Origin of the sequence: Nocardia sp. CA-107356 (assembly GCF_050946365.1) — a bacterium.
In the GTDB taxonomy this organism is placed as follows: domain Bacteria; phylum Actinomycetota; class Actinomycetes; order Mycobacteriales; family Mycobacteriaceae; genus Nocardia.
This window is the reverse complement of the sequence record NZ_CP191992.1, coordinates 4,186,925-4,206,267: the sequence shown is the minus strand read 5'-3', so window position 1 is coordinate 4,206,267 and position 19,343 is coordinate 4,186,925. Positions and strand designations below refer to the sequence as shown.

General features: G+C 67.6%; 16 protein-coding genes. 3 read left to right on the top strand and 13 right to left on the bottom strand.

Features of this window, described 5'->3' with window-relative positions:
• Positions 1-45 precede the first annotated feature (45 nt).
• From ACQP1G_RS18815 to recC, 9 genes are all read right to left on the bottom strand, one after another.
• On the bottom strand, positions 46-324 hold the full coding sequence (locus ACQP1G_RS18815; protein WP_433205865.1) for a methylated-DNA--[protein]-cysteine S-methyltransferase: 279 nt from the start codon (positions 322-324) through the stop codon (positions 46-48).
• Positions 321-554, bottom strand: a complete 234-nt coding sequence (locus tag ACQP1G_RS18810; protein WP_433205862.1) for a hypothetical protein — start codon at positions 552-554, stop codon at positions 321-323. The genes ACQP1G_RS18815 and ACQP1G_RS18810 overlap by 4 nt, the downstream gene beginning before the upstream one ends.
• A gap of 62 nt (positions 555-616) precedes the next feature.
• Positions 617-871 carry an Ada metal-binding domain-containing protein gene (locus ACQP1G_RS18805; RefSeq protein ID WP_433205859.1) on the bottom strand — a complete coding sequence of 85 codons (255 nt, stop codon included), beginning with the start codon at positions 869-871 and terminating at the stop codon, positions 617-619.
• A 1-nt stretch (position 872) separates the two neighbouring features.
• A complete protein-coding gene (locus ACQP1G_RS18800; RefSeq protein ID WP_433205857.1) occupies positions 873-1,592 on the bottom strand; it encodes a 2OG-Fe(II) oxygenase in 720 nt (239 codons plus the stop codon).
• Between the two features lie 11 nt (positions 1,593-1,603).
• Entirely contained in the window at positions 1,604-2,218 is a 615-nt protein-coding gene (locus ACQP1G_RS18795; protein WP_433208631.1) for a methylated-DNA--[protein]-cysteine S-methyltransferase, read from the bottom strand.
• Positions 2,218-2,697: an RNA polymerase sigma factor gene (locus ACQP1G_RS18790; protein WP_433205854.1), complete on the bottom strand. Its 480-nt coding sequence runs from the start codon at positions 2,695-2,697 to the stop codon at positions 2,218-2,220. Before ACQP1G_RS18790 ends, ACQP1G_RS18795 begins: the two co-directional genes overlap by 1 nt.
• Before the next feature lie 67 nt (positions 2,698-2,764).
• The gene (recD, locus tag ACQP1G_RS18785) at positions 2,765-4,666 is read right to left on the bottom strand and encodes an exodeoxyribonuclease V subunit alpha (RefSeq protein ID WP_433205851.1); all 1,902 of its coding nucleotides are present in this window, start codon (positions 4,664-4,666) and stop codon (positions 2,765-2,767) included.
• Positions 4,663-8,010: a UvrD-helicase domain-containing protein gene (locus tag ACQP1G_RS18780; protein WP_433205848.1), complete on the bottom strand. Its 3,348-nt coding sequence runs from the start codon at positions 8,008-8,010 to the stop codon at positions 4,663-4,665. Before ACQP1G_RS18780 ends, recD begins: the two co-directional genes overlap by 4 nt.
• Positions 8,011-8,366: 356 nt before the next feature.
• Positions 8,367-11,720 (bottom strand): exodeoxyribonuclease V subunit gamma, encoded by a 3,354-nt coding sequence (gene recC, locus ACQP1G_RS18775; RefSeq protein WP_433205845.1) that lies wholly within the window; start codon positions 11,718-11,720, stop codon positions 8,367-8,369.
• 703 nt (positions 11,721-12,423) lie between these two features.
• On the opposite strand from recC, the gene ACQP1G_RS18770 reads away from it, so the two are divergent.
• The gene (locus ACQP1G_RS18770) at positions 12,424-13,140 is read left to right on the top strand and encodes a tat pathway signal sequence (RefSeq protein WP_433205843.1); all 717 of its coding nucleotides are present in this window, start codon (positions 12,424-12,426) and stop codon (positions 13,138-13,140) included.
• On the opposite strand, the gene ACQP1G_RS18765 is transcribed toward ACQP1G_RS18770, so the two are convergent.
• Positions 13,127-14,587 carry a cytochrome P450 gene (locus ACQP1G_RS18765; RefSeq protein ID WP_433205840.1) on the bottom strand — a complete coding sequence of 487 codons (1,461 nt, stop codon included), beginning with the start codon at positions 14,585-14,587 and terminating at the stop codon, positions 13,127-13,129. The two genes, ACQP1G_RS18770 and ACQP1G_RS18765, sit on opposite strands and share 14 nt — an antisense overlap.
• Before the next feature lie 179 nt (positions 14,588-14,766).
• On the opposite strand from ACQP1G_RS18765, the gene ACQP1G_RS18760 reads away from it, so the two are divergent.
• Together ACQP1G_RS18760 and ACQP1G_RS18755 are read left to right on the top strand one after the other, a co-directional pair.
• Entirely contained in the window at positions 14,767-16,206 is a 1,440-nt protein-coding gene (locus tag ACQP1G_RS18760; protein ID WP_433205837.1) for an NAD(P)/FAD-dependent oxidoreductase, read from the top strand.
• 151 nt (positions 16,207-16,357) lie between these two features.
• Positions 16,358-17,086, top strand: a complete 729-nt coding sequence (locus ACQP1G_RS18755; protein WP_433205834.1) for a hypothetical protein — start codon at positions 16,358-16,360, stop codon at positions 17,084-17,086.
• 149 nt (positions 17,087-17,235) lie between these two features.
• On the opposite strand, the gene ACQP1G_RS18750 is transcribed toward ACQP1G_RS18755, so the two are convergent.
• From ACQP1G_RS18750 to ACQP1G_RS18740, 3 genes are read right to left on the bottom strand one after another with little or no spacing between them, the layout of a single operon-like run.
• Positions 17,236-17,886 (bottom strand): urease accessory protein UreD, encoded by a 651-nt coding sequence (locus ACQP1G_RS18750; protein WP_433205831.1) that lies wholly within the window; start codon positions 17,884-17,886, stop codon positions 17,236-17,238.
• Positions 17,876-18,592, bottom strand: a complete 717-nt coding sequence (ureG, locus tag ACQP1G_RS18745; protein WP_433205828.1) for an urease accessory protein UreG — start codon at positions 18,590-18,592, stop codon at positions 17,876-17,878. The genes ACQP1G_RS18750 and ureG overlap by 11 nt, the downstream gene beginning before the upstream one ends.
• A 40-nt stretch (positions 18,593-18,632) precedes the next feature.
• A complete protein-coding gene (locus ACQP1G_RS18740; RefSeq protein ID WP_433205825.1) occupies positions 18,633-19,283 on the bottom strand; it encodes an urease accessory protein UreF in 651 nt (216 codons plus the stop codon).
• Between the last annotated feature and the right edge of the window lie 60 nt (positions 19,284-19,343).

Sequence of the window (19,343 nt, the reverse complement as noted above, 5' to 3'; positions counted from 1 at the left end):
CAATCACATCACGATCGCGGATATTCCCGCATTCGTCCGGCCGTGTCAGCCCAGCGGCAACAGCAGGTCGGCCGATTCGAGGTCGAGCAGGGCCCGCTTGGCGGGTAGTCCACCCGCATAGCCGGTCAGGGCGCCGTCGGCGCCGAGGACACGGTGGCATGGGAGCAGCATCAGCAGTCGGTTGCGCGCAAGTGCGCCACCGATCTTGCGGGCGTCGGCGGGGGTACGGCCGAGTTGGCGGGTCAGGGCTCCGTAGGTGGTTGTCCAGCCGTATCCGGTGGTCGCCTCGAGTGTCAGCAGAACCTCACGGTCGAATGCGCTCATACCCGTCGAATCCATGGCGACGCTGAACAGTCGGCGCTCACCGGTGAGGTATTCATCGATCTGCTCTGCCGCGACTTCGAGATGTTCACGCGCCGTGCGATTTTCATCGGTGGACTCGGTGGCTGGCGGTCGGTGAACGCGACCCGGGTGACACCGGCCGGATTCGCTTCGATCAGCAGGTTGCCCAGGGTCGAGCCGTGCACCAGGCGTGCGGTGGAGGTGTCGGACATGATGTTGCTCCTCTCTGTCGAGCTTCATCAGGTAGACGCTCCCCCACCCGGGAAACGTGAGATCATATGCCGGAGTTCGCTTTCCAAGCCGAATACGCGGCGGGGAGGCACACAGCGCAGGGGCGATAACCGGCGGCGATGGCGGTTTCTTCGTCGGCGAAGAAGACGCGGTGGGCGCGATAGTGGCCGCGGGCCAAGGCGCGCAGGGCCGAGGGGCAGTCGAGGCGGCCGTAGAGTTTGCCGCGCCGGTGGCCGCCGTATCGGCCCGGAGCGGGGCTCGGATACGGACGGTCGTTGGCGTCGGTCAGGATGTACATCTCATTCGGCGTCGTGCAGGACCAGGCCGAGGGTGTGTCGGTGGCCACTGCGAATTCGGCTGACGCCGTGGCGGATCGGTGCGCGGGACCAGCCGCGGGCCGACGGGGTCGGTCGGTCCCGGGTGGTGAAGATGAGGGCATGGCCCTGTTCCAGGATGGTGACGGTGGGTTTCGATTGGGCGCGGGGGCGTTGTTCCACCAAGAGGAATTCGCCGCCGGTGTGGTCGATGCCCGGGCGGTCCAGTCCGATGACGACCTGCAGCGGAAAGACCAGCTCGCCGTAGAGATCACGGTGCAGGGCGTTCCAGTCACCTTCGGTGTAGCGCAACAGGATCGGTGTCGGTTTCGTCTGTCCTGCGGCGTGGCAGGCGTCGAGCCAGTCGTCGAAGTCCTCGGGCCATGGGGTCGGGTCGCCGAGCCGCTCGGCCCAGGTGCGGGCGACGGCCAGCAGGCGGCGGTAGAAGGCCGCGCGCAGGCGCATGATCGGTTCGGGGACCGGAGCGGCGAAGTAGCGGTAGGTGCCCTGGCCGAATCGGTAGCGGGCCATATCGATTGTCGACCGGAAGCGGGCCGGATCGTCCCACATCGCGGTGAGTTCGGCGCATTCGTCCGGGGTCAGCAGCGGACCGGTCTGAACACAGCCATAGTCGTCGATCTCCTCGAGCAGTTTGCTCCACGGTTGTGCGTCGACTCGTTCTTCCAGTGCGGCAAGGGTTTCCATCGGGTCTCCTTTCACGCCGCTTCGAGCGTGAGCAGGGCGTTCTTGGCGGCGATTCCACCGACGTACTGGCCGATCGAACCGTCGCTGCGCACCACCCGATGGCACGGAATCACCACCGGCAGTGGGTTGTGCGCGCAGGCCGAGCCGACCGCGCGGACGGCGCGCGGATTGCCGACGGCCGCAGCGACATCGGCATAGCTCTCCCGGTGCCCATAGCCGATATCGCCGAGGTGCTCGATCACCTGGCGGCGGAAACCAACGGTCAGCCGCAGGTCCAGCGGTAGGTCGAATTGTGTTCTGGCACCGGCGAAGTACTCGTCGATCTCGCGGGCCACGGTATCCAGGCGAGCGGGGGCAGCGAGGATGCGGGGGCTGATCCGCTCGCCGAGTGTGGCGAGTACGGTGTCGTGGTTCTCGTTGGGGTAGGCGACTCGCACCAGGCCCGCGGGGGTGGCTGCGAGCAACAGGGTGCCCACGGGGGTGTCCAGCGTGCGGTAGGCGACGTCGAGCAGACCGGCGGTCTGCGCATCGGCGGCCAGCCGCCGACGCAGGTGGGACAGAATTTCGGCGGAGTTCGCAGTCAGGCCGTCGAAGAGGCCGTCCGGATCCCGGTCGATAGTGGCCATCATATTCGATCCTTCGGGTAGAGCTTGCGTAAGGTTTTGAGCCCGTCCGCGGCGGCGCGGCGGGCAGCGTCGGTGGAATTCCCCAGTAGCTGGGCGATATCCGCGTGCGGTAGACCGGCCAGGTAGTGATAGGCCACCGCTTGCCGTTGTTTGGGCGGCAGTGCCGCGAGCGCGTCCCACAGATCGGGGTCGTAACCGGCCGGGTCGGCGTTCGGCGCCGCGCGTTCGGGCAGGGTTTCGGCGGGGACGGGCGCGCGGGTCAATGCGCGCCCCACATCGATCGCGCGCCGGTGCGCGATGGTGACCAGCCATGCCTCGACATTCGTGTTCGGGTCGAGGTCGGGATAGGCCCGCAGGGCGGACAGAAAGGTCTCCGACCACGCGTCGGCCGCATCCGTCGGACCGAGTACGGCCCGGCAGACACGCAGCACCATCGGGCCGTATTCGGCCACCACTTCCTCGAACGGAGGCAATCTCACGCTGGGTAGACGCCGGTGCCGTGCGAAACGTGAGATCCCCAGGTCACACCGATATGCGCGCGCGAGATCACTGTGGCTCCGGGATTCGAGACAGGCCGCTGGCACGCAGGACACGGCGATCGATGGCGGCGCGGATCGAGTCGTCGGTGCCGATGATGCGGACGTGGCGGCGCGCGCGGGTGATAGCCGTGTACAGCAATTCCCTGGTGAGCAGGGTGGATTCGGGTTCGGGCAGGACGACGGAGACGGTGTCGTACTGACTGCCCTGACTGCGGTGGATGGTCATGGCGAAGACGGTGACCACGGCCGGAAACTGGGTGGGGTGCACCAGATATGGTTCGCTGCCGCGCTGCAGGGCCGCGCGCAGGGAGCCGTCGGCCATGCGCACGATCACGCCGGTGTCACCGTTGTAGATGCGGGCCTCGTGGTCGTTGGCGGTGACCAGCAGGGGTTGCCCCGGATACCACGGGACCTGGTGCGAGTCCGGTCCCGCGCCACCGGCGGCCGCCCATTCGGCGGCCATGCGGTCCCAGCGTTCGACGCCGAACGGGCCTTGGCGGTGGGCGCACAGCAGGCGATGGGATTCCAGGGCGGTCAGTGCGGCCGCGGCATCGCCGTCGAGGGCGGCCGCGGTCACCTCGCGGGCAGCGCGCACGACATCGACACGGACCGGCGCGGTATCGTCCGGGGTGCAGAGCGACAGTTCGTCGCCGCCGGCGCGCAGTAATGCGAGCGCTGTATCAGCGTCGCCCACGCGGACGGCCACGGCGAGTTCGGCGATCTTGCCACCGAATCGGCGGCCGCGGGTCAATCGGACGATGCCGCCGCGCAGACGCGTGCGCTCCAGTCTGGTGAGGGCCTCCGGATTGCCATCGGCCGTAACCGATTCCGTACCGAGCACCTGTTCGAGGACCGGATTCGGTTCGCCCGCAACGGGTCCTGCGACCAGGTCGGCGAGCACCGCACCCGCATCGACCGAGGCGAGCTGATCCGGGTCACCGACCAGTACCAGGCGAGTGTCCGGACGCAGCGCGGCCAGCAGGCTGCTCATCATGGTCAGCGACACCATGGAGGTTTCGTCGACGACGATCACGTCATAGGGCAGCCGGTTGAATTCGTGATACCGGAACCGTGTCGCTCGGCCGCGCTGCCAGCCGAGCAGCCGGTGCAGGGTGGCGGCGGTGAGCTCGGGCAGTCCGAGGGTTCGGGCCTGCTCGCGCACCGCTTCCTGTAGTCGCGCGGCCGCTTTGCCGGTGGGCGCGGCCATCGCGATGCGCAGCACGGGCAGCTTCGGATGCGCCTGCTGATGCGCGTCGAGCAGGGCCAGGATGCGGGCGATGGTGTGGGTCTTACCGGTACCGGGACCGCCCGCCACCACGGTGGTCCACTGTGTGGCGGCGAGGGCGGCGGCGATGCGCTGGCGGTCCGGGGCCGCACCGACCGGGGCGTCGAAGAGCCGATCGAGCTCGCGGCGCACAATGGCGGGATCCACCTTGGGATGGTGTACGGAACGTTCGGTGAGCACCCGCCGGATCGTCTGCTCCTGCTGGTAGTACCGATCCAGATAGAGCAACGGACCCGCATCCTGGATGCCCTGGGCATCGACCAGACGTAACGGCTGCAAGGGACCGGCCGGTCCACCACAGACCAGTGGACTCACCCGCAGTGCCGCGACAACGGCGTCGATATCGGGCCATGGCAGCGTCGCCGGGTCGACACCCGCACCGGCGTCCCAGGTTTCGTCGGCGTCGACGCCGATCTCGCGCATGCGGTGCAGTTCCAAACACACCGAACCGGAGCGCACCGCCCGCACCGTGAGCGCCGCCGCGAACAGCACCTCGTCCGAGGTTTCCCGGCCCATGCGTCCCAATCGAAGTGCGACGTGTACGTCGGCGGCGGACAGCACTCCGGCCTCGTTGAACACGCGCAGCAGCCCGGTCCCCCGCTGCGCCAACTGAATCGACGTCATCGATCCTCCCCTGCCAGTAGGTCGGACAATGCGACGATCAACGCGGCCGGTGGGTTCCAGTCGAAAACACCACGGCCCGAAGGGGTTTCGGGGCCGAGCATGCCGCGCACGAAGAGATAGCGCGCACCGCCGAGGTGTCGCGCGGGTTCGTAGGTCGGTAGCCGCCACCGCAGGTAGCGATGCAGTGCGACCGCGTAGAGCAGGGCCTGGAGTGGGTAGTGGGAGCGCAGCATTTCGGCGGCCATGCGGTCGTGGGTGTAGTGCTCGACGGTGAGGTCGCCGGTGCCGAGACGGTTGGTTTTGTAGTCGACGATCACGAATCGTGGTTCAACGCCGGATTCTTCGGTGACACGCAGGACTGCGTCGATGCTGCCGGTGAGGTAGCCGCGCAAAGGAGCATCATCCAAGGCCGCGAGTTGGTCGGCGTAGCCGGACAAGGAATCCTCGGCCGGGAGATGGATGCGCAGAAGATCGGCGATGCGGCGCAGCGTGACGGTGTGCGCGCCCGGAACGTCACCGCCCGCCAGCGGAAGTTCGAAGTCGAGTTCGTTGAGCCTGTTCCGGCCGGAAATATCGGCGAGACAACCGAATCCGAGTGGGGTGTGCAGGACCGCGAGCAGGGCCTCGCCGAGGACTACCGGATCGGTGTCGGCCATCAGCTCCTCGGTCGCTTCCCGGCAGCGGGTGTGCACCTCGGTGACGAGATCCGGTGCGTCCGTATCGATTCGCTCGAGCACACCGTGGACGAGGGTCCCGAATTCCGCACCGTAGGGCAATGCGTTCATCAGTGACGGGGCCGCATCCGATATAGCGGGTTCGGCATCGGCCAGTGCCGGTGTGCCCGGCTCATCGGAGGGGCCGCGTTCATCCTCGGGTTCGGCTTGCGGGATCGCCACGTCATGAGCCCCCGCGGTCAATGCCGAGTAGGAGGTGCGGCGCCACTGCAGGTCCATGGTGCGGGCGAACTGTGCCGCGGCGATGGCCCCGGTCGGGAGTTCGGTGCGCACTCGGCGGATCTCGACCGCGTCGGTGCCGTCGATGCCCTGCACCGAAATGGCCTCCGGCGCACCGGCCGCCCAAGCCGAAAGTATGGATACCGCAACGGCATCTGCGGGCACCGATGCTTTACTCGGCACGAGATCGCCGCCGTCCGGGCGGCCGTGGATCATGCGGTGCAGGGGTGCGTTGGCCGTGGTGATCGCCGGTGCCCACCAGGCGACGATCTGGCACATCGCGCGCGTGAGCGCGACGTAGAGCAGGCGCAGTTCCTCACCCGCCTCCTCGGTTTCGCTGCGCAGTTTGCGCTCGCCATAGCCGGAGGCGTCCTGGCCGCCGACGTCGAGGACGCGCGCGCCGTCGTCGGTGTGGAACAGCAGGGTCTGCGGGTACGGGTTCTTCGCGTTGTCCCAGGCGAAAGGCAGGTAGACGATGGGGAATTCGAGGCCCTTGCTGGCGTGTACGGTGGCGATCTGCACGGCCGCGGCATCGCGGTCGAGACGACGGCTGCGGTCGGCAACCGATCCCGAGGCCGGATCGCGCACGCGGTCGCCGAGCCAGCGGGTCAACGCGGTGAGTCCGAGACCTTCGGTCAGCGCGACCTGGTCGAGCAGTTGGGCGATATGCCGTAGATCGGTCAGCTCCCGTTCGCCGTTCTCGATCGACAGCAGCCGCTGCGCCAGATTCGCTTCGGCGGAGATCTTTTCGAACACCGCGGCGAAGCCGGCGCGGGCGAACAGTCGGGCCGCTTCCCGCAGTTGGGCGCTGATGCGGCCGACCAGATCCGCACCACCGCTATCGATTTCGGCAGCGGTGCTGCCGAGCAGGGGTGTACAGGCGGCCAGCCGCACCCGGTCGGAGCGATGCGGCTGTTCCAGGGCTCGCAAGAGCCAGAGCCAGTCCGTCGCGCTGCTGGTGCCGAATACGCTGGTGCCACCGGCAAGTACGGAGGCGACGCCGACGCGGTCCAAAGCCGCACGCACCACATCGATTTGGGATCGCGTCCGCACCAGTACCGCGATATCGCCGGGCCCGATCGGCCTCGATCCGGCCTTCGCTTCGAACAGCACACCGGATTCCAGCAGCCGCACGATATCGGCCGCGAGGTCGTCGGCGACCTTCGCGCGCATGCGCCCGACCGCCGGGAATCCCGACTTGTTCAAGGGGCCGGCCCCGGTGCGCGGCAGACACCGCATTCGCAGCGGGGTCGTCAGTTCCGCCGGGCCGGACAGTCGCGACCACCCGCGCGTTGCCGCGACCGGGTAGACCGTAATTTCCTTGTGCCCCAATGCCGCACCGCCCTGCAGGTGATCCAGTGCGGCGAGCAGCCCCGCGTCGCTGCGCCAGTTGTCGGTGAGTTCCCTGCGGGTATCGGCGTGCGCGACGGCGTCGAGATAGCTGAGCACCTCAGCACCACGGAAGGCGTAGATGGCCTGCTTCGGGTCGCCGACCAGGACCAGGGTCGAATGCCCGTGGAAGGCCAGCCGCAGAATGTCCCATTGCAGCGGATCGGTGTCCTGGAATTCGTCGACCAGGGCGACCCGATAACGGTCGCGGATGCGACGGCAGGCCCGCTGGCCGTGCTCCGGGTCGGCGAGCACATCGTGCAGCAGCACCAGCAGATCGTCGAAGTCGCGCAATCCGGCCAGGCGCTTGCGGCGCTCGGTCTCCGCGCGGACGGCAGCGGCGAACGCGACCCGCTCCCCCGCCGGTCCCGCCCCCGTCGGCACCAGCACCGCATGCCGATCCTGCACCGCCGCCAGCGCCAACGTATGCGCCTCCTTCAGCGAAAACGGCGGTTCGGCACGGGCATACCGGTTCAGGTAGAGGTCATCGGCGACCGTACCGATCAGCTCATCGATCGTCTCGACCAGCCGGGATCCCGGATCGTGCTCCCCCGCCAACCCGAGCTCATCGAGCATCCTTTGGCAGAAACTGTGCGTTGTCGCGATGGTCCCCGCATCGAAATCCGAAAGCGCCGAGAGCAATCGCTGCCTGCGCCGCTGCACCTGCGCTGAATCCGCCTGCGCGACAAGCCGAACCAACTCATCGCCGTGCGCGCGAGCCGCCTCCGGATCGGCCAATGCCGCCGCCACCACGACGAACCGATCCCGGGTCCGCTCCCGCAATTCCTGTGTGGCCGCCCGACTGAACGTGACCAGCAGCAGCTGCGAAATATCGATCCCGAGCTCGGCCACGTACCGCACCGCCAACCCGACGATCGCATGTGTCTTCCCGGTCCCCGCACTCGCCTCGAGCACGGTCGTCCCCGTCGGCAGCGGCCCGCTCGGATCGAATCGGTCGGTAGCCGACGGCGGTGTGGCGAACGCGGTGTCCTCAATGGTCATGCCCACCACCCGCTTCCAGGCACGGCGGATGCGTGTTCACTCCTCATGCCCACCACCCACTTCCACGCCCGCCGACCGCTCCACCGTCCTCCAGCCGCCCGCCACCATCCGGTAGGCGCGCCGACATAGCCGAACCGATGTCGCGTACGACACCGCCGACCATCGGTGGCATGCAGCTCGGCCGATGCGCTGCGAACCGACGCGAAGCGCCTGCGGCGGCACGCCCACCGGTCCTGCACCGGACCATCCACAGTTGACTGCCACACCCCGCGCAGCCACACGTCGCGCCGTTTGCGGCAACGCCGAACCGCCGCAGGCCACCGCTCGGTGCGCGAGCCGCATCGTCGAATCGCCACTCACGGTTGCCCCTGATTCTCGGCGGCGAGCAGCGGCGCCCACATGCGGCGGGCCAAGGAACCGAAGCGGGTGGCTTCGCCGGGTTCACCTGCCGGGGCAGGGCTCGCCATGAGGTGTTCGAGGCGCGGGGCTCGGCCCCAGATGTAGCGGAGGTGGCGGTCGGTGTGGTCGCCGAAGGGGCCGGGGCCATTGGGGCCCCCGTTGAACTCGCGTTCGGCGGCGGTGGCGGCCTCCTCGGTGTTCGAACCTCGGAAGCGGCGTTCGGCATAGACGGCGGTGGCGGAGGGAGCGATCGGGAGCGGTTCGGTCAGACCCGCGTCGCGCAACCGGACCAGCTCGCGCAGGATCGTCAGTGCGGCAGGCGGTTCCGGGGCCGTCAGCTCGGAACGCCATGCGGGTCGACCGAATTGGCCACGGCCGGTGGTGACCGTGCGCCAACTGCGGTCCTCGGTGACGGCTAGGGCGAGCAGCGAAACCCACGCGGCGATGCGATGTTTCGGAGCGAGCCGGGAGAACGTGGTGCGAACCAACGATTCCCCGCGCACCTCGGGCACCGTCCCGGTGAGTCGGCGGCCGTTGCCCAGATCCACCGCGATATCGACCGCACGCGCCGGGGCTTCGTACTCCGGCAGGGCTGCCCGGACCAACTTGTCGACGGTGGATTCCACCTCGTCGAGGACCGCGCCGCCGAATCCGAATGGCGGTAGCGTCCCGCGCCGCCATTCCGCCGCGCGCAGGGTCGATGGGTCCGCACCGGTGAGACGCGCGGTCAGCAGGCGTTCGCCCAATTCCCATTTCGCGAGGCCGTCGAGTTCGATGGGCAGCCGGTCGGCGATGTCCTCATCGTGCTCGGGCACGCGCAGGCCGAGGCGCTGCCAGAGGAATGCGCGCACCGGATGCTCGACAAACGAAATCAGATCGGCCAGTGCGACATCGGTGAGTTCGGGCGCGGGCAGTGGCTCGGGCAGGAATGCGGCCCGCGGCTGCGCGGGCTGTCCGGTCGCCTGGGCTCCGGCCAGTGCGACGGTATCGAAGCTGAACGGACGCTCGGCGTGAAAGTTGCGACGGTCGAAGCCCTGCAACGGATGTCGGGTTACCACCGCGTCCATTCCATCCGCGTCGACATGCGCGCGCAACGCGTCGAGCAATTCGGCGACCGGGATCGCGGGCGGGCGGTGCGCGCCGGTCACCGGGTCGGCACCGGTGTGGAAGATCAGCAGCCGCTCCGTGGCCGCGAGCACCGCGTCCAACAGCAGCTGACGGTCCTCGCTGCGCGCATCCCGTTCGCCGAGTAGCGAATTGCGCGCGAGCACGTCATCGCCGTCGACACCACTGGTGCGCGGGAAGACCTCGTCATCGAGCCCGAGCAGCACCACCACCCGGTGCGGTACCGAACGCATCGGCACCAGGGTGCACACGGTCAGCTCACCGGTACGGAAGTTGGCTCTGGTCGGTTGCGCCGCGAGTCGACTCGACAACAGCACTCCGATATCGGCCAGCCGCAACGGCACATCGTCCGCATGGTCGGTCGCCGCGGCCAACTCGCGGCGGGCCTCGGTGCGCACCCACGCCTGGCTATCGGGTACATCGGTGAGCAGATCGAGGCAGCGGCCGAGGACCTGGGCCCATTCATGGGCCGGACGCGGCCCACGCAGGTCCCGCAGGCACACCGCGAGGCGGTCGATGAATTCCGCGAACCGACCGGCGAGATCGACATCGTTGCTGTCCACATCGTCCAGGGGCAGCGCGAGATCCAGCCAGTCATCGGAGGATTCGTCCGCGGTCACCCCGAGCAGGATCCGGTCCACCGCACTGTTCAGCGTGTTCTGCGCGAAGTCGGCCAGTCCGAACGCTTGGCGCTGCCGCTGGCCGATCCCCCACCGCGCACCGGATTCGGCCGCCCATTCACGCAACCGCTCGATATCGTCGTCATCGAAACCGCAACGGCGCCGGACGGTTTCGGACGCCGCCAGATCCAAGACCTGGGTCACGGTAACTCGCCCATCGGCGAGCTCGAGCAGCACCGCGATCACCGCGAGCATCGGATTGGTCACCCCGCGCCCCCGATCCGCGAGCCGCACTCGCAGCAGATGCGCCGGATGAGCCGAATCACTTACCGACTCAACCGATCCCACCAGCTTCTGCCCGAACGCCGCCCGCACCAGTGGTGCGTACGCCTCGACCTCGGGACACATGATCAGCACATCCCGCGGTTCCAGCGTGTGATCGGCCGCGAACAATCCGAGCAGGCATTCCCGCAACACTTCCACCTGCCGCGCGGGTCCATGGCACGAGTGCACCTGGACCGTCGCGTCGTCGAAGCTCGCGGGCACCGGCGGCCACAGATCGTCGCGTATCCCGGATTGCAGCGCGGTCAGCAGCGTTGCACCCGAATCTCCTTGCCTGCCACCGGGTATCGGGACAACAGCCGCATGGTGCACGTCGATGGCGCCCGCACCGATGAGTCGCTGCTGGAGTTCGCGCACGTCACGCCCGAGCCCCGCCAGCAGCGGATGCCGAACCACCGTCGCGCTGACGTCATCGCCCCGCGCGATCGCGGGCACCAGCCCGCCCAGTTCCGCCCACATCGCCGGACTCGGATGCGCGAGCCACACATGCACCGCGCGCCGTTCGGCCAATGCCGACAACACCGCCAGCTGATCGGTCGGCAACCGCGTCATCCCGAACAACGACACCCGCTCGGGCAGATCGACCAATTCCGGCTCGGCCCGCAAGCGAGCACAGGCCGCATCGAGCCGTTCGGCCGGACTCGGCACCCCGACCTCGGCCCGCAATCTCCGCCACAACTGTGGTTGCCACAACTGATCATCCGGCACCGCCCGCCCCGCACCATCGATATCGGAACCGCCAGCCCACGCCATGATCAATCCGGGCCGCTGCGCGGCATAGCTGTCGAACAACGCCGCAAGATGTGCGGCGGTGCCGTACCGACGGCCGACGCGATGTCCGCCCGGCTCCCCGGCCCCGAGATGCCGCGCGAGCACCGCACTCCACGGTTCGGCCAGCGACGCGTCGATCACCCGCAGCAGTGTCCATACGACCTGCTCGGACGCCCACGGATCGGCCTCGGGCGCCACCCCACTCGCCGCCGCGAGCACTTGGGCGACCAACGCACCGGGAGACGGGAATTCGATGTTCGCGGCAACACCATCCGAACGCCCCGACACGCCGAGCACGGTCGACAGCCGTTGCGTCAACCACCGCTCGACACCCTTCGCGGGCACGGCGACCACCTCGGCCGCGAGCGCGTCCGGCAACGGCTCGGCAAGCAGTCCGGCCAGCGACTCCGCCAACGTATCGGCGCGCTCGGCACGATGGATGTGCAGCGGCATGTGCGCCCTCTCGTTGGTTGGTCCGGTATGTCCGCACTGCGCGTCAAGTCGCCTATCCGCACGCCTCGACACTCCCGCACGTTTATACGCCCAGCGACCAGCACGCAACCTTCCGGCCCCACTCCCGTGGGAGTGAAATAAGCCACACGCGAACGATTTACTTCGTCGTGTCACCTCGGATCGAGGCCCTCGATGTGCAACAGTGCTCAACCGGGGAGGAACGGGATAGCTGCACGAAAGGCTGGTTCGCGTTCGATGATGGCGATGGTGATTCCCCTGGTTCCGAGAGGCGGGTTCACAGTCCGTCGCGTCGGTGACCGATGGGAGCTGGTCAACTCGCGCTCATATGGCCGTACCGTCGTGCTACACACCTGGCCCCGCGACCGACATGCCGAGGCCTTCGCCCATTGTTACCGCCTCAACGGGCGCACCGTCGAGGAACTGCACGCGGCCTTTCATTAGGTGCTCCGGCGAAAGACACTGCAGTGCAAGCACGCAACGGGCCCTATCACAGCGTCGGTCAGAGCTCAAGACGTGCGTCCGGCCCGCCGATGTGCGATCGTGTTGCCTCGTGCGTCACGCCTCCGCCTCTCTCCTCGCCGCTGCGGCGATCTTGGTCCCCACTACCCCCGCGCTGATTCCGTCGGCCTTTGCCGCGCCTCCGGCGCATATGCAAGGCTGTCTGGCCGGTTTCGATTGCGATATGAGCAGCCGAATCGCCGCTGTCGATGCGTATTTGAAGAATCGGCCCGGCGTGACGGGTTACGTCGTCCGTGATCGGGTCAGCGGCGGGGTGTACGCGAACGAGAACGCGGAGAATTCGGTCTGGACCGCCTCGACCATCAAATTGGCGATCGCCGTCGATCTGCTCAACCGCGCCCGGGCCGGCGCGATCGGCCTCGGTCCGGACGACCGCGCCCTGATGGAATCGATGCTCGCCACGTCCAATGACCAGGCCGCCGACATTCTCTGGAACAAGTACGCGGGCATCGATCGGATGGCCTATAACAATGCCTTCCGCGCCAATGGCATGGTCACACTGGTTCCGCAGCCGACGAATACTGCGATGTTCCCGGACTGGTCGTTCCAGAAGTGCACGGCCGCCGATCTGGATCGGCTGATGGACTCCATCTTCGACCATATGCATCCCGACGACCGGAACTATCTGTTCGACCGCATGCGCGCGGTCGACAGCAACCAGCACTGGGGCCTCTGGGGTGCGGGCGCGGCGATGCGGCCCGGCCTCAAGAACGGCTGGTCCGAGGAACAGGGCGGCTGGGTCGTCAATTCGGTCGGCTTCGCAGGTCCGGGCGAGCGCTACACCCTGGCCATCATGAGTTCGCTCGGCGGCGATGGCGGCTACACCGAGGGCGCCGCCACCGACACCAAGGTCGCCGAGTTGCTTTTCAGCGGACGCTGAGTCGATTCGAGCGACCAGCTCGCGGACGCAACAATACGGGCGCACCATCCCGGGGGAACGGAATTGTCGTGAATCCCCACGGCATTCGGTAATCCTCCGGGAGTTCCCACTCATAGTCGCGCACCAGTGCCGCGATGATCGTCTTCACCTCGAGTGTTCCGAAGTGCATACCGATGCACTTGTGCGCGCCCGCCCCGAACGGCACCCAGGCGAGTCGATGCGATTTGTCCTCGCGCCGTGCTTCGCCGAAACGTTCGGGATCGAACACTTCCGGCCGGGTCCACAGCTCCGGCAGGAAGTGGTTGATGTGGTACGCGCAATCGATGGGCGTACCAGCGGGAATGTAATGCCCGAGAATTTCGGTATCGCGCACCGCACGGCGCACCAGTCCGGGTACCGGCGGCATCAACCGCAGGCTCTCCTTGATGACGAGATCCAGGTCGTGCATCCGGTCCAGGTCGGCAATCGTCGGTGCGGCACTGCCGATTTCCGCATCGATGGTCAGCACTTCGGCCCGCACCCGCCGCTGCCATTCGGGATGTTTGCCGAGGTAGTAGGCGACGGCGGTGGCGGTGGTCGTCGTGGTGTCGTGCGCGGCCATGATCAGGAAGATCATGTGGTTCACCACATCCGCATCGCTGAATTCGGCGCCGTCCTCGCTGCGCGCATGACACAGTCCGGAGAAGAAATCCGCCGACTCGGTCCGACGCTTCTGCGGCAGCATTTCGGTGAAGTACTGTTCGAGCACCTTGCGCCCGCGCAACCCGGCGCGCCAGTTGCCGCCGGGCACCGGATGTCGAATGATCGAAAGCCCGGCATGGGTGCAATCGATGAACGCATCGACGAGCTTGCGGCGCTGCACGCCGACATCGACAGCCATAAAGGTCTCGCCCGCGATTTCCAGGGTCAATTCCTTGATCGTCGGATAAAGCCGGACCGTGCCGCCCCGCTCCGGCGCCCACCGAGCGATCCCCGCCCGCGCCAGCGGTGTCAACGTCGCCAGATGCGCCTCCAGCCGCTCTCTGGTGAATGCCTGCTGCATGATCCGGCGATGGAACATGTGCTCGTCGAATTCGAGTAGCAGAAGTCCGCGCCCGAAGAACGGGCCGATGAAGTAGTCCCACCCCTGGCCGAAATCGCGACGCCGCTTGCCGAGCACCTCATCGATCGCCTCCGGTCCACAGACCAGTACCCGGTCCAATCCCAGCGATGAATTCAGTGACACCGGGCCGAATCGGCGATACCGCTGCATCATCTCGGCCGGACCCCAGCGCAGATAATGCAGCCCTCGCCCGAAATACGGGAGTCCGGCATCGCCGCGCACCGCGGTCGTGCTACTGCCGGGTGGCGGTGTGGCCAGTACCTGACTGCGCTCGGGAACCCGGCGCAATAGTCGATCGATGACGTGGTCGTCAGGAATGTCGATCAACGACACATTCTCGGACATGATCTATCGTATTCGACAGCAGAGGGGTATCGCCACGGTAGCGGCCGCTTGCGGGTCGCTGGAAAGATCGGCACATCGGCAACCGGGATCTCGCCGTGACGGCCAGCGGAGCGCCGACTACCGTAAGTCGGGTCAGTAACGTTCGAGGGGCCGCACCCCAGGTTTGAGGAGCACCGACGATGAGCACTCAGTCTGTCGAGGAGAACCATCGCCACCGGGTCGTGGTGATCGGGTCGGGCTTCGGCGGCTTGTTCGGAACCAAGCACCTCAAGCGGGCCGATGTCGACGTCACCCTGATCTCGAAGACCTCGACCCACCTGTTCCAGCCGCTGCTCTACCAGGTGGCCACCGGAATCCTCTCCGTCGGCGAGATCGCCCCCGCGACCCGGCTGGTGCTGCGCAAACAGAAGAACGCGCAGGTGTTGCTCGGCGATGTCATCAATATCGACCTCGCGCAGCAGACGGTCACCTCGCAGCTGCTCAACCAGAACACGGTCACCCACTTCGACAGCCTGATCGTGGCGACCGGCGCGCAGCAGTCCTACTTCGGTAACGACCAGTTCGCCACCTACGCCCCCGGCATGAAGACGATCGATGACGCGCTGGAACTACGCGCGCGCATCCTGGGCGCGTTCGAAGGGGCCGAACTGGCCACCACGCAGGAACTGCGGGACCGGCTGCTCACCTTCGTGGTGATCGGCGCCGGACCCACCGGTGTCGAGCTGGCGGGGCAGATCGCCGAACTCGCCGATCGCACCCTGGAAGGCACCTTCCACAACATCGATCCGCGCGATGCCAGGGTGATCCTGGTCGAGGGCGCCGGCGCGGTGCTCGGCCCGATGGGCCCGAAGCTCGGCGGTAAGGCGAAGCGGCGGCTCGAGAAGATGGGCGTGGAGATCCAGCTCAACGCCATGGTCACCAATGTCGACGCACACGGTGTCACGGTGAAGGACGCCGACGGCACCACCCGTCGCATCGAATCCTCGTGCAAGGTGTGGTCGGCCGGTGTGCAGGCCAGCCCGTTGGGCAAGATGCTCGCCGACCAGTCCGACGGCACCGAGGTCGACCGCGCCGGTCGCGTGATCGTCGAACCCGATCTCACCGTCAAGGGTCATCCGAACGTCTTCGTCGTCGGCGACCTGATGTCGGTGCCGAATGTGCCCGGTCAGGCGCAGGGCGCGATCCAAGGCTCGACCTATGCGGCCAAGCAGATCAAGGCCGGGCTGAAAGGCCAAGCGCCGCAGGATCGTCAGCCGTTCAAATACTTCAACAAGGGCAGCATGGCGACGGTGTCACGGTTCAGCGCCGTCTGCCAGGTCGGCAAGCTGGAGTTCGGCGGGTTCATCGCATGGCTGGCCTGGCTGGCACTGCACCTGTACTACCTGGTCGGCTATCGCAGCCGGATCATCACCGTCATCCAGTGGTTCGTAACCTTCCTCGGCCGCACCCGCGGGCAGATGGCCGCCACCGAGCAGTGGGTGTTCGCCCGACTCGCGGTGGAGGCGGTGCAGGCCGATCAACAAGAGGCCGACGAACTCGCGGCTGCGCTCGGTGCGCCGCCCGCGGAGAACGGGAAGGTCGCGCTCACCGATAAGGCGGCTGGCCGCAAGGCGGGCTGAGCCGCTCGGAACCCGACCCTTCTGTTTGCCAGTCGCAAATCCCACCCATCCGGCTGCCCATCTGGTCCGAATGTGCTTTGACATTTCTCCGGATGAAAGGCGATGTATGGGGACAGGCAAGCACAGAGTTCCTAACCCGCAGCGGCAGAAGATGGGGACAATGGTCGCGGCGGGTGCGGTACCGCTCGTTCTGGCCCTGGTGGGGACCGGCACCGCGAATGCCGAGCCCGCACAGTCGAATACGGTGACCCAGCCCGAGCCGAAGACGCAGTGGCCCGCGGCCGATGCGCCCAATGCGGCGCCCTACGAGGGACTCACCATCCCGGACGACACCATGAGCTCGTTGCAGTGGTCACGGCCCGCACCGGATAAGAGATACCTCGCGCCGGTCGGCGTACTGCACCCACCCACCGCCGTTGCTCCGGTGCCGCCGATCGCGCCACCGCCGGGCAAGTTCCGCTTCGGTGACGTGGTCGTCGACGCACCGGACTGGATCAATCAGGAGCAGGCAATCCAGATCAACGACAGCGCCGCCCTGGCCGAGGCCGATCTGGCGACATTCCTCGATTCGATCGGAATGGAACGCAGCCGTTCGGACCGGATCGCCGGGCAAACCATGGGCACCGCCGCCATGGGTGCGCTGGCGGGGGCGGCCTCGTCGGCCCCGGTCGCGGCAACCTCCGCGCTGGTGGGCGGCGCGCTGGGATTGGTCGTCGGACTTCCGTTCGTGCCGGTCGGCATCGTCGCTGGCCCCGTGCTCGGTGCGACGTTCGGCGCGGCAGTGATCACGGCCCCCGCGGCCGCCATCGGAGCGGCAGCCGGTGCGGCTGTCGGCGCGTTCAACGCGTTGAACGCGCCCTCGCGGGCCGTCGGCGACTGACGGAACGCCGGACAGAGGTGGGAACCTGACGACGCTGTCGGGCTCCCACCTCTTTTCATTCCCCCGCCCGGACCGCCGCTACACCCATCCGGGTCCGAGCACCCCCGCAGCTGTGACCGACAACACAATCCGCGTCGGCGAATCGGAAGCTAGCCGCTGAGGCCGAGCAGCACGCCGGTTCGGGTGGACAGCGTTCCGCCGATGGCCAGCGGGAGGCGGGATGCGACCAAACCGGTCGTATCCGCGGGCCGGTCGTCGGGGTAGACGAGTTCACTGTCCAATGCCCTTGGCGCGGAGAGGTTGTCGTCAGTCGCACCGTCCGCGCCGAGTTCCAGCCGGTGCCGCAACAGCGGCATATCGCCGACGTCGGCGATGAGGTCGCCGCGCCAGCCACCGCCGTCCTCGCCGGTGCGGCCGATTTGCACACGTTCGCGCAACCGTAGCCGCCCCTCGGGGGTCAAGCGCACCTCGGTCACGGCGTGATGGTGTGCGCCGCCAGCGACAATTGTCGGCTCCGGATCGAAATCCAACTCGCCTGCGACGTCGAAACGCCAGTGCGCCAACGACAATGGCGTCGCCGCACTCGGCAGTGCGATGGTGGCCGCGACCGACCGCACGACCAACCGTGCGCCCGCGCCGACCACGATCTCGATATCGAGCTCGTCACCACCGAGCGGGGTCGCGGCAGTACCGATCAGATGGACGGTGTCCGGACCGGTGCGCCGAGCCGCCAGCCCGCCGCGCGCATGGATCTCGGGCAGCGTGCCGACGGCCGCGACAATGCGAACCTCAGTGCGCAACAGCGGATTCGGTGGCCGACCTATCCTGCTCGGCGATCGCGTGCAGCTGCTCGCGTACCCAGGCGAGCACGGCGGTGGCGGCCGGATCCTCGGTCAGCGAGATCATCGCGGTCCGGCGGCCCTCACGGACCTTCGCGGCATCGCGCTCCATCACGTCGAGGTCGGCGCCGACCAGCGGGGCGAGGTCGGTCTTATTGATCACCAGCAGATCCGAGAAGGTCACGCCGGGCCCGCCCTTGCGCGGCACCTTGTCCCCGCCCGCCACGTCGATGACGAAGATCTGCACATCGATCAGGCCGGAGGAGAAGGTGGCGGTGAGGTTATCGCCGCCGGATTCCACCAGGATCAGGTCCAGCGGCGGATTGGCCGCGATCAGATCGTCGATGGCGTCGAGGTTCGCGGTGATGTCGTCGCGGATGGCGGTATGCGGGCAGCCGCCGGTCTGTACGGCGGTGATCCGCTCGTCCGGCAGCACCGCGTGGCGGCGCAGGAAGTCGGCGTCCTCGGTGGTGTAGATGTCATTGGTCAGCACTGCGAGCGAGAGTTCGTCGCGCAGCTGCCTGCACAAGGCGGCCACCAGGGCGGTCTTGCCCGAACCGACCGGTCCGCCGACGCCGATGCGCAGCGCCTCACCGAGCGTGCGCGCACGCTTGGGGCGGTCGTGGGAGTGATCGTGCGGCTCGCCGTCGATCAGATGAGGTGGCATATCGTGCTCCTTTCCGCCTTCATCCTTGCCGATTGCGCACTTAGGACGCGAACAGGGGCATATCGCGCACAAGGTGTCGCTGTGCGAGCACGTCCTGCAGTGGATCCGAGAGCGCCGCGAGTCCGGTCGCGGCTTCGGCCGCGGTTCGATCGCAGAGGTCACCGAGCCGAATCGTGCATGCGGCGACCGCCGCGGGATCCAGCGCCAGCAACCGCTGCGCCGCGGTCGCGGCGCCGGTCATCGTCGTATAGACGACGACAGCCGCAGTCTCCTCCGGAGTCACCCCGCAGATGTGCCCGACCACGCCGAACGCCGTGGACAGATGCGGTCGCACACCCAGAACCGTCCAATTCTCGTCCGGCCAAACCTGTTTCGCCAATCGCGCCAACCCACGCCCCTGCGCCCGCGACGCCGCCCGTGCGGCCGGAGCCGGAGTCCGCGCATCCGCCTCCGCTTCGGCCCGCACCGCATCCAACTTCCCCGCACACACCGCCGCCGCCAACGACGCCACAACCAGCCCCGATGTCCGGATCCGCCGCCGCAAATACGACTCGACCGTCGCGACATCGCGCACGACCCCCGACGCCACCGCCTCCTCCACACCCCCGGAATGCACATGCCCGCCGATCGGCAGCCGCGAATCGGCCAGCGCGAACAACGTCGCCAACCCACTGCTTCCCGATCTGTCCATCCGTCGATCCTATGCGTGACACGGCCGGGCTCCCTCACCCCGACCGGGCCACACATGATC

Coding starts and splice junctions, on each gene's coding strand:
- ACQP1G_RS18810 (WP_433205862.1), bottom strand. CDS start 554: ATGTCCGACACCTCCACCGCACGCCTGGTGCACGGCTCGACCCTGGGC.
- ACQP1G_RS18740 (WP_433205825.1), bottom strand. CDS start 19,283: ATGGACAGATCGGGAAGCAGTGGGTTGGCGACGTTGTTCGCGCTGGCC.
- ACQP1G_RS18800 (WP_433205857.1), bottom strand. CDS start 1,592: ATGGAAACCCTTGCCGCACTGGAAGAACGAGTCGACGCACAACCGTGG.
- ACQP1G_RS18755 (WP_433205834.1), top strand. CDS start 16,358: ATGGGGACAATGGTCGCGGCGGGTGCGGTACCGCTCGTTCTGGCCCTG.
- ACQP1G_RS18760 (WP_433205837.1), top strand. CDS start 14,767: ATGAGCACTCAGTCTGTCGAGGAGAACCATCGCCACCGGGTCGTGGTG.
- ACQP1G_RS18780 (WP_433205848.1), bottom strand. CDS start 8,010: ATGACCATTGAGGACACCGCGTTCGCCACACCGCCGTCGGCTACCGAC.
- recC (WP_433205845.1), bottom strand. CDS start 11,720: ATGCCGCTGCACATCCATCGTGCCGAGCGCGCCGATACGTTGGCGGAG.
- ACQP1G_RS18805 (WP_433205859.1), bottom strand. CDS start 871: ATGTACATCCTGACCGACGCCAACGACCGTCCGTATCCGAGCCCCGCT.
- ACQP1G_RS18765 (WP_433205840.1), bottom strand. CDS start 14,587: ATGTCCGAGAATGTGTCGTTGATCGACATTCCTGACGACCACGTCATC.
- ACQP1G_RS18815 (WP_433205865.1), bottom strand. CDS start 324: ATGAGCGCATTCGACCGTGAGGTTCTGCTGACACTCGAGGCGACCACC.
- ACQP1G_RS18795 (WP_433208631.1), bottom strand. CDS start 2,218: ATGGCCACTATCGACCGGGATCCGGACGGCCTCTTCGACGGCCTGACT.
- ureG (WP_433205828.1), bottom strand. CDS start 18,592: ATGCCACCTCATCTGATCGACGGCGAGCCGCACGATCACTCCCACGAC.
- recD (WP_433205851.1), bottom strand. CDS start 4,666: ATGACGTCGATTCAGTTGGCGCAGCGGGGGACCGGGCTGCTGCGCGTG.
- ACQP1G_RS18770 (WP_433205843.1), top strand. CDS start 12,424: ATGAGCAGCCGAATCGCCGCTGTCGATGCGTATTTGAAGAATCGGCCC.